The 11054-nt window shown below is 45.9% G+C and carries 4 protein-coding genes and 1 pseudogene; 2 read left to right on the forward strand and 3 right to left on the reverse strand.

Annotation, left to right across the window (positions count from 1 at the left end):
- The first annotated feature begins 1015 nt into the window (after positions 1–1015).
- Positions 1016–1579 (forward strand): RNA recognition motif domain-containing protein, encoded by a 564-nt coding sequence (locus tag AACV78_RS11130; protein WP_194012650.1) that lies wholly within the window; start codon positions 1016–1018, stop codon positions 1577–1579.
- On the opposite strand, the gene AACV78_RS11135 is transcribed toward AACV78_RS11130, so the two are convergent.
- The 3 genes from AACV78_RS11135 to AACV78_RS11145 form a co-directional block, all read right to left on the reverse strand.
- Positions 1576–1722: a hypothetical protein gene (locus tag AACV78_RS11135; protein ID WP_194012649.1), complete on the reverse strand. Its 147-nt coding sequence runs from the start codon at positions 1720–1722 to the stop codon at positions 1576–1578. The genes AACV78_RS11130 and AACV78_RS11135 overlap by 4 nt on opposite strands.
- Positions 1723–2042: 320 nt before the next feature.
- Complete coding sequence (locus AACV78_RS11140) at positions 2043–3008, reverse strand: tellurite resistance TerB family protein (protein WP_228042685.1); 966 nt, start codon at positions 3006–3008, stop codon at positions 2043–2045.
- A 319-nt stretch (positions 3009–3327) separates the two neighbouring features.
- Positions 3328–9933: a CHAT domain-containing protein gene (locus AACV78_RS11145; protein ID WP_194012647.1), complete on the reverse strand. Its 6606-nt coding sequence runs from the start codon at positions 9931–9933 to the stop codon at positions 3328–3330.
- A 695-nt stretch (positions 9934–10628) separates the two neighbouring features.
- On the opposite strand from AACV78_RS11145, the pseudogene AACV78_RS11150 reads away from it, so the two are divergent.
- Positions 10629–11054 (forward strand): annotated as a pseudogene (locus AACV78_RS11150) (shikimate dehydrogenase); the annotation flags it as partial.

The following is an 11054-nucleotide window of genomic DNA, read 5'->3' on the forward strand; positions in this document are numbered from 1 at the left end:
ACCCACCCCAACCCTCCCCGAACTCGCGGGTAGGGGGCAAGATTATTCTTGTTTCCCCCCGCGGGAGGGGGGACTTGCGGGGGGTGAATTTGACTTTTGCAAGATATATAATGCTCTTCCCTCGGACCTCGGACCTCTTCCGACGGACTGACATCCGTTACATCCGTTACATCCCGTACATTGCTCGTTGCCTAACTTCCCTCGGACTTCGTAAACAAAAGTTGCTTTTTAAATGACATCCTGTTACATTTGTTTATATAAATTGGATAAAACAAAAATCGCAATAACTTCAGTGGGCTAAAACCGCTAAGGTATTGCGTAAAAATTGTCAACCTCCCAACACAGCAAGTTTAGCCAGCCGCTTGTCGGCTGTTTTTTTAGAATGGCAATTTTGCTGTGGGCGATGAATTCAGAAAAATGATTCAGATTGTTGTTTTCATCAAATTCGCCTGAAATATACCTAAATAGCTAGCTCTGTCACCCAGGTTGTGATACCTTTAAAGAATGGTCGGATGCTGCCGAGCCCGATTTAAGGGAGACCGGGTAAGCGAGCAGTTTTTAGGATTAAGAGCGAGATGAGGAGCGAGGTAAGATTACTGGGCCAAAAAATGTTAGCAATTTTATCCATCACTGTATTAAACTGAATACTGGCATTCCGATCGCTTGAAATGACATCCTTGGACATAAATTTCTACACGGCTCTGGCTACAAACATTCTGAATCAAAACCGCAAGCAAGAAATACAGAATAGCCAATAGCCTCAACATTTGAGTGATGACTAAAAGTTTACACAACAACCTGAGATTTCAAGGCTCTCTGCATCGGCGGTTAAGTTCCGGCCCGATCGGAATAAATCACCTTTTTTTTCTAAAAGGTGGGAGAATCTGTCAAGGTTGGTGGGAGGAATGTGCAAATTATGCGGTTATGCGGTCTTTCCCTGAAGTCAACATTCAGTTGACAGCAGGTAATTCGGTTCGAGCAAATTAATTAGAATCCTATTCTGGAGGAATTTTTCATGTCTATTCGTCTTTATGTTGGCAACCTACCCAAGGAACTCGATCGCCTAGAATTGCAAGAAGTTTTTGCACCCGAAGGGGAATCTGTTACCACAAAGGTAATTACAGACCGCAAAACAGGTAAATGTAGAGGATTTGGTTTTGTGACGGTGCTAACCGACGAACAAGCCGACCAAGTTATTGAGAAATATAACGGCTTAATGTTCAAAGAAAACCCGCTAAAAATAGAGAAGGCACTTCCCCGCTCTAAGGGTAAATCGGAGAAGGGCGAAGAAGATCAGCAGCAGTCATCGTCGCCTGCTTCACCGCAGTTGGCATCCGCATCAACAGCGATGCCGGTGCCTGCGCCGCAGCAACAGCAGCGCTCGGCCCCCCCAACTCAAGGTGGAGGCGGTTCTAGTAAAAGCAATCGCCGTCGGAGTGACAACAACAAGTCTCGCCGCAATCAATCAACAACCACAGTGTCGAGCGCTGATTCTGGCTCGGTGCAGCCAGATCCGCGCTGGGCGAGCGCCCTGGAAGAACTCAAGCAACGATTGGTGGAAGCTCAAACGACTAATTAATCGAAAATGGCGGCGAATTGCTGCTGTCTTCCGACTGGGGTTGACTGACTCTGGAAGTGCGATCGAGAACCGACTAAAAAGCCTGTTCTCGATCGCACTATTTTATTCCAAAAACCTCTAATATCAATTCCGGCTGCACTCATACATGATGTTATACCATTTTTCTGACCTATGTGCTGTAGATGAAGTCTTAGCCCCCCCGAAATGGCGGGGGGGTTGGGGGGGTAATATCTAGCGCTACTTTATTCCATTGGTATTAACAGTCAACAGTTAACAGTCAACAGCCAACAATCAACAGTCAACGCCTGAATTTACAATTCCGATGAAGAGAGGATTTGATATAATATCTAGCACTCCGCTAAAATAATCGTCACCGTATCATAGCGCTGTTAACTGCTTTAATATCCTGTCCCGTCAATTAACAACTATAAGATTGGATCGCAGAAGCTAAAAGTAGTGTTTATTACTCCCCAGAGAATTGGATAGTCAGAATAAAATCAAAAATCTTATTCATAAGATTCTCAACCTCCGACTCAATAGAACCCAATTCCTCCTGCTTCTCATAAATTCGCTGACAACTCACCGTATAGCAAAAATCGTCAACTATCAAAGCCATAAATCCCCGGTAAGCATCCATCAAAGTAAGTTGACCGTCATTTTCTGGTACACTGACATTAGCACTCCCAGGCAAATCGGTCACTACAAAATAAGCATTTTCCTCTTCTAAATATTCACTGTATAGTAACTGAGAATTAGCAAATTTAGCCAGAACAGTGTCATCAATAAACTTGTTAAGAAACAAAGTAAGATAAGCCCATTCCCCCGCTGATTCAATTAATTTTTTCACATCACCAGAAAGCGGGAAATAATCAATTTTCAGCAAAACACCAAAATCGTCAGAAAAAGCAACAAAGCTTTTGTCATCCTCAATTTTACCGCCTCGTTGCCTCTCAACAGGAATCGAAACCACAAAATTGCCTAGAGCAGAGAAATACAGCGCCTCATCTGTCTCGATATCGTAATTTTCGAGTTTTAGTTCCGAGTATCCAGCAATTACATCCTCAATAATTGCCTTAGCTTCCTTATCGCCTACACCTAATACTTCTTGAAATTCCTTGAGAAAAGCCCGATGCTTCTGAGACACTTCGCCCTCTGCGACAAACATTGCGGCGGTAATCGTAAAAGTATCCAACACCAACTCATCTGGGAGTGATTCAAAAGCCGTATTAAATAATCCTCCTAAACCGTCTTTGGCAAGAATACCCGCGAGTTTTTGAAGAGTTGCTGACATATCATCTTCCGAGTATTCAGCAAATATTTCTGAATCCCAAATTCTGCTTATCAAGATATCGGCACTCACATCAGGGTAATTTGCCTCCGCTGCGACAAGTGCTACCGCCGCGACGGATTCCTCTACACGCAACTGCATTGATGATTTATCTTTGGACTTGAATATTTTAGTAAAATTGCCCACAGGTTTTGCTCCATTACAGTATTTGGCCAAGAACAGTTTATAACTTAAACACCTTCTATATATAGCCTTTTTTAGAAAATTGAGGTATGCCCTATGCCCTATGCCCTATGCCCACGGAGCCCTATGCCCTATCCCGGATAGTACCTCATACCAGAGCACAGAAAGGCTATAGCAATCCTAAATGATTTGTAGAACTACTCGTTACAAGTTCGAGCGAAAGTACGCTTCTGGGGCGAACCAATTTTATTGTTAAAATTAGATGCGCGCCAGTTTATTACCAAGGACTGCCAACCATTGTAAATCCTGCCCAAAATTTTGGATGAGATAAATCTGAATTTGCTATTTGTTCGACTTTGGTAAGATCGATCGCCCTTTGAGTTCCCACCAACTTACCATCTTTAAATACTACCTGTTTGCGAATCATCGCCAGTTGAGCTTGTCTCAGGGCTTCAGCTTTAATCGGAGCCGATCGCAAATTAGCATAAAACTCCGTCATCAGCGCCAAAGTCGTAACATCCTTAACCTTCCACAAACTCGCCAAAACTGATTTTACACCGCTGCCGACTGCCAGCCCAGCAAAACCCATTTCCGCTGTCGGATCGCCGATCGCAGTTTCGCACGCACTCAGCACCAATAACTGTACTTGTCGGCGATCGTACCACTTCGCCAACCGAAATTCATCCAGCGGCAAAGAGCGCTTCCAAAAATCAATTTCAGCTTCCCTGCGCCCGTATTGATTTTGCGGAAAACTGGCGTGAGTAGCCAAGTGAATAATATCAAAAGGTTGTTGCTCGCGCTGTTTTCTGAGATTTTCTACAGTAAAATCTTGATTGAGAAAAAAGCGGCCAGGCCACAAGGGCAATTCCGCAGGATTTTGCCCCTTACCGATTGTACCGGCGATCGCAGCTAATTCGATCGGCACTGCAGGCAAAGCACGTTTATCGAGAAATTCCGAAGCACCCATTGCCAAAACTTCCGCGTTTTTCAAACTTTGATAACCCGTGCTAGTCAAGCTAACACTGGGAATGGAGCCGAGGCTGTACTTTTCTACTAAAAATTGCTGGCCGTCGTGCAAAGCAGCTAGCGGCAACTGGCGCAAACCCGCATCGAAAGAAAACACTAACGTATCGACATTTAACGCTTCTATATCTGAACTAATCGGCGCAATTAACCACTGGTAAAGTTTCTGAGCAATTGGCAAATATCTTTTATCTGCTGCATCATTTGGCTTAGCCAAAAAGTGGTGAAACTCTTTCACTGTTTTTAGCAAAGTTTCGCTGTTGACAGGAATTTTTTTGAGAATCGGAGGGCCGTCGGGAACTACTAATACTAGCCACAATGCGTCAAAACGGACTAGCGCGTAAACAATAACCGCTTGTTTCCCGGTTTCCTCCTTGATTGTTTTGAGAGTTTCTCTGAGATATTCAACAGTTACTTGTTGGTCGGTCAAATCTTCGCCATAATAATTTTCATAGTCTTGTTCAAACAGTTTATCAATTAGACCAACAGCATCATTACCATTGCCTTGGTCTAATGTTTGTTCGACGCTCAACCTGCTAATTTCTAAGGGAAAAAGATTAGGGATGGCTGCGGGTGCGGGAGTTGGTGCGGGTGCGGGAGTTTGGGCGATCGGAGTTGGTGCGGGAGTTGGTGCGGGTGCGGGAATTGGCGCGGGTGCAGGGGCTGGAGTTGGCGCGGGAGTTGGAGTTGGCGCGGGAGTTGGTGCGGGAGTTGGCGGAAAAGTGATTTGGGGAATGTTGGCTAACCAATCAGGCTCTATTTGAGCAACTGGTGGCTCAATAGGCGCAGGATCGGGAGTTGAGACTATCCATCCGTCCGGTTGTTCTGTAGCAGAAGAACCAAGTTCTGGCGGGTCTTCTGGTGGCTTTTCCGAAGGCGGTATAAAAGTAAGATTGGGTGCTTTCTCAAGGGGCGGTGGTGTGAGCGAAAAGTTGTTCTTTGGATCGGAAAATGCCCATTCAAAAGTGTTACCTCCGGTTTCAGGATTTGGGGTGATGGTGGTTTTTGCTGCTAATAAATCGCCAATTAACAAGCCTAATTGCTGTTGCGGAGTTTGGCTTTGAGTGGGTGCGAGAATCGGTGCGGGAATCGGTGCGGGAACGGGTGAAACAGAAGGTGCAGGTACGGGTTGAATTTGTCCTACAGGCGGGTTGTAAGGGGCTTGAATGGGTGCGGAGGCTGGATTTTGCCCGATCGCACTTGGAGAAGCGATCGCACTTGGAGAAGCGATCGCGCTGGGAGGAGCGACGGGGGCGGTGAGTTGGGCGATCGAGGGAATTGTCGGCGTGACGGATATTCGGGCGGCTGCGCCCGGTGTGGTTGGTGTAGAAGGCTGGGTGGGAAGCCTGCGGGGTGGCAGTGTAAAAAAATTGGTGTTTAGCAATTCTTCGAGTTCGGGAAAATTCTCGAATACGGGCGCGGGTGCGGGTGTTGGCGAGGGAGTGGAAGATGGAGTTTGGTCGATCGGGCGATCGGGTATTGGGGATGCAGTCGCCGTCGGTGAGGCCGTTTCAGTTGCCGGCGACGGCGAGGGAACAGCCGTCGGTGCGGTTCTTGTAGCTAGGGTTATTGGCGACGGAACAGCCCTCGGTGCGGGTGTGGCGGCGGCTGTTGGAGATGGAGTCGCCGTCGGCGCGGGTGTGGCGGTGGCTGTTGGAGATGGAGTCGCCGTCGGCGCGGGTGTGGCGGCGGCTGTTGGAGATGGAGTCGCCGTCGGTGCGGGTGTGGCGGCGGCTGTTGGAGATGGAGTCGCCGTCGGCGCGGGTGTTGGTACGGGCGTAATGGGTGAGGGAACCGAGTTAATTTGAATGCGCTCGCGATTGGATGCGAGACTGAGGTCTTGCCTGTGAGTGTAGGGATAACCGATTTCGGGCAAAATCGTTTGTATGGGATTGCTATTTCCTCTAGTAATTGCAGCAGCAGTTCCATTTTTGTCGGAATTGCCGACAATAAAAGGCGTGATTCCCGCGCCCCCGTGGTTGATAATTATGAAGCCGCCGCGATCGTCTCCTGGACTGGCGGCCGTAGAGATGCTAGCATTGATGCCGTTTCTGTCTAAGAACGAATTGGGCGATCGAAAAAACCTTTGAGTCAAAATCAAAACATCTCCGCCCCTACCGCTTTCCATACTTTCAGCGTTAATTAAACTCACAACAATGTCGCCCGCGCTGCTGCGGTTGATCGCGCTGACATTGCCAGCATTTCCATTGGCCGAAGAGTCAACTTCTCCAGCATTAATATTACCATTGGCATCGAGAAATATATTGCCGCCATTACCAGCGGCCGAAGTGTTGATATTGCCTGCTGTGATATTAGTTCCCGCATTCAAATCAATATTGCTGCCATTATTTTGGGAGGTCGAGTCAAGATTTCCTGTTTTAATTTCTCCCTGCTCGCTATACAAAGAAATCCCGGCTTCCGAAGTAATTTTTTGAGCGGTAATGTTATTAGTTGCAGTAATATCGACCGCCACCCTATTGCTGGGAATATCATCTTGAATATTGACGCTGTTGAGAGGAGTCAGGCTGCCGATCGCACCGCCAAACTGAACAACTCCGGCATTTGGCTTGACCGCGAGATTGTACGGCCCGTCAATTGTAGAATTAAAAGTAATGTCGCCCATCTCCAGAATGTTAACAGAGAGGTTGTCAGACAATGTTACCGGAGCAGCAAATGTAATATTGTTGCGGTTAGTTTCGATAGTTCCGCCTGCTGTAATACTATTTGCCTTAATATCTATATTGCCGCCATTAATCGTGGTGTTGGAAGCAAAAGTGCGGGAATTAATACTAGATGTCGCCACAGTTCCTTTAGCATCTATGGCAACATTTCCACCTTTTCCATTTGCCGCAGCAGTAATCAGCGGGCCGGCAGTTGTGTCAATATTACCGCCGCTTTGAATGCGAAGATTACCGCTATTTGCATTGAATCCGGTTAATAATAGGGCGCTGCCAATTCCTGCGGTACTGATGTTAGTGGCGGCTTCTATGGAAATATTGCCGCCGCTGTTGCCGCCGATCGCGTTGATAAGTCCGGCCCTAGTATCGATCGCCCCGCCGCTTTTGAAGGTAATTGAACCGCCGTCTAGTATTCCGATCGCGCGGATGTCGCTGGTAGTAATATTTCCCCCAGCATTTAAATTAACAGTGCCGCCTGTGTTAGTTTTTTTATCGGCAGATAAACCGTCATAACTTGTCAGTAGCTGACCTGTTGTAATATTGCCTTTGCTATTAGTAAAATTGAGATTTCCGCCCCTAATTCCCGATACTAATACATTGCCTGTATTGATGTCACCGCTAGTGGTAGATAAAGTAACGTTGCTGCCATTCCCCTTAACGGAATTACCTGCGATTGCAGTTCCTTCTGTCGGGGTTTTGATGCCGGTGCTGGCTTGAATGGTAATATTGCCAGCAGCGCGATCGCCCGTGGTGTCGATCGCCCCGGTATCTATGGAACCGGCGGTGCTCGTAAGGGCGATCGGGCCGCCGTCTTGATTTGCCATTACGCTGAGATTGCCCGTCGTAATATTGCGATCGGCTTTTAAAGTAATTGATCCACCATTTTCTGGGTTAAAAATAGTATCATTTCCTGAATCCTGAGAGCTGGTTGCATTTAATTTTCCAATAGTGATACTGCCCTTCGTGCTAGTAAAATTAACAATCCCGCCTTGCAATCTACCGTAGTTTAAAATGTTACCTGTTATAATATTTCCACTGGTAGACAGAGTAATCCTGCCACCATTACCCTTGTCTGAAGAATTATTGAGGTCGCCAAGCTGGATATTGCCATTTACGCTCGTAATATTGATATTTGCACCATCTACTGTAGATTCACCTAGGCTCTCTGCACCTATATAAGCTACGTTAATGTTACGATTTGCCTGTAACGTTACAGAACCAGGACTGCTGAACAAAGCGCTATTTCCAGTGGTTATATGTACGCCGCTGGGAGGAAAAATAATAGATCCTTGTTCGCTGATAATGGTAACATTACCGCTACTGCCAGTAGGTATTACGTCAGTAACTCCTCCTGCAAAACTCTCTATGCAAAAACTAGGGGAATCACAGTCTAAAGTAATATCGTTTTTTGCTTTGAGACTAATATCACCCGATCCACGGGTTCCGAAAGAATGTATATCGGCAGTAGTAATGCTGCCACCTGCATTCACATTAATATCACCGCCACTGCCATTGGCATTTGTATTTATAGTAGTAAGTCTGTCTGTAAAAATGTTTCCTCCAGCAGTCAAAGATATATAACCAGAATTACCCCCAAAAGAGTCTGCGACAATCATACCCGTTTGAATGTTGCCTGCGGCTTGCATAATTACCGGGCCTACGTTATTAGAATTACTTCCATAGGTATCTATTTTTCCTGTTTGAATGTTGCCACCCGATCGCAAAATTACCGATCGCGAAGTACGCAGAATAAATTCATCAGTACCGACAGCAGCATTAACAAGCATTGGATCGGGTTCTGTACTTGTAATTATTATATCTCCAGTAAAAGTAATATTTCCCGTCCCCGAAGTTGTATCTACCTTGAGGGATGCACCTGTATGTCCTCCAGAACTATAGTCACCAGTTTGTGTATATATTGGGTCGTACAAGCTGATCGAATTAGCAGGTCTACCCGATAAATCGACGAGCGACGTATTATTACCGCTCCTAAAATGAGAATCTGTAGATATGATGCCATCACTCGCCAAAGTCAAATTTCCACCGCTAATAAACGGCGTTTCCGAAAGATGATTCAGCGCCAAAATATCAATACTTCTATTACCTTGAATATACAGATTGCCGCCAGCATTCGCCACAAACGGATTCGCCACACTGTCGCGCACCCGCACCGTATCGTCAGCCAGCAAACTCAAATCACCAGTTGTACGCAACAGACTTTCAACTAACGTCAAATTGCCATTAGCTGACAGAGTTGCATTCTCCGCATTTACTTCTTTAGCAACAACATCCCCATTCTCTACTTGCACGCCACCAGTTAATTCTACTTGCCCCTGAGCATTAACTATCACCCCCGTGGCACTTCCCCCACCACCAGTCAACAACTGCGGCAAAGATGCAACTGGTAACACCCAACTTTGCGGCAAACTACCAGCCACAGATTGCGGTTGAATCTCCAAACTCAATAAATTTCCCGGCTGACTAATTCTAACTAAACTTTGACCCGGAACCGCCGCCACAATAATATTTCCTCCCGGTGCAGCAAGTTGTCCCGCACTCAAAACCGTGCCGCCCAACAAACTGATATTTTGTCCCTGATTCACCGCCAAATTACCAAGATTAATAATTCCTCCCGGCTGTAGATTTGTAAAAGCAAAAGTATTCGGATTTCCAACTAAATCTGTATAATTATTCGTGCCAACCGCACTAAACCAATTGTTGCCGAAACCGATTCCTGTTGCAGTAGTCGCCGTGAAAGAACCGGGAATATTCAAACTAGAATTTGCACCAAAAACAATCCCCGCCGGATTCATTAAAAATAAATTAACATTGCCGCCCGTAACTTGAATTATGCCATTAATCAGCGAAGCATCACCGCCGACAACTCGCCCTAAAATATTGCGGATATTGGGATTTGAGATAAAATTGGCAGTTTGTCCTTGAGTTAAACCAAATTGCTGAAAACTGTGAAACAAATTAGTGCCATCGCCGGATTGTTGGCCGCCTTGGATGTTGAATTGATTGCCATTCGGTGTGATTTGAGTATTTGTGCCGTCAGCAGCGGGAGTAATTTGGGCCGTGGCTGTTTGGGATGGGGTGAAAAGTCCGATTTCCCAAGTTACTAAGCTGGTAAAGGAGAGGAATGTTAAGATAAATATATTTTTTGTAGGGGCGAATTTCATGATTTTTATTATTAAATTAGATTGCGATAATAAATTTCTCAATAATACATAATATCACAATCTTGTAGGGGTTCCCCTCGCCCAAATATTTGACACCCAACGACGAATCGTATAAACCCGCCCCACCACAAGATTAATTCAAATATACCAATCCCGTAGATACTGTTGACTGTTGACTGTTGACTGTTAACAGTTAACAGTTAACATCATGTATGAGTGCAAGCGGAATTGGTACGATCTGTGCTTGTTGTTTGAGGTACTCCAAATGTTATTGAGTAAGTCCAGCCACAGTCGCTGTGGCTGTTTCTCAACGGTTTTGTTCTGCTGTCATCATTTTTTGTAAGGAATCGAGTCGCTGCAATAGGGCTTGTAATATCGTTTCCGATAGCATCGGAATTATATATTTTAATCATTGATAGTGCGAGCGTCCCCGATCGCGTATCGTATAATACGCGATCGGGGACGCTCGCACTATTAAATGCAAAACACCAGATGCTCCCAAACTGCCGATCGCTCTATTCAACCAGCCCTCTCTACTAATGGCTCCCTTTTTGGCATGGTTGAGTAATTCCTCAAAAATGTATAATAACGCTATAAAAATTATTCTTGATTCTTTTTTTCTTCTTCCCTCAAAAGCCATCGCTTAAATCGGTTAAAACAATCGGTTGCCGAACTTCCTTCCACATCAAACTACTATGATTCAAGGCACTACTAAACTGCTCGGAGTAATTGGTCATCCCGTCACACATTCTCTGTCGCCGGCGATGCACAATGCTGCTATTGCTCACTTGGGAGTCGATTTTGTTTATCTCCCATTTCCGGTAAAACCAGAGGATTTAAAGGCTGCGCTTGCAGGATTTGCGGCGATCGACCTTCGGGGATTTAGCATCACAATTCCGCACAAACAAGCCATCTTACCGCTGCTGTCGGAAGTTTCGCCAATCGCCAGGGCGATCGGCGCAGTCAATACCGTCTACCGAACGGACAAAGGCTGGTGCGGCACAAATACTGACGTAGAAGGCTTTCTCGCGCCACTGCAACCCCCCCCAACCCCCCCTTGCCAAGGGGGGGCTAAAGACGTGATTTCTCCCTTAGAAAACGACGATATGGCTGTTGAATCC

This window comes from Tychonema sp. LEGE 07196, from assembly GCF_963890365.1.
In the GTDB taxonomy this organism is placed as follows: Bacteria; Cyanobacteriota; Cyanobacteriia; order Cyanobacteriales; family Microcoleaceae; genus Microcoleus.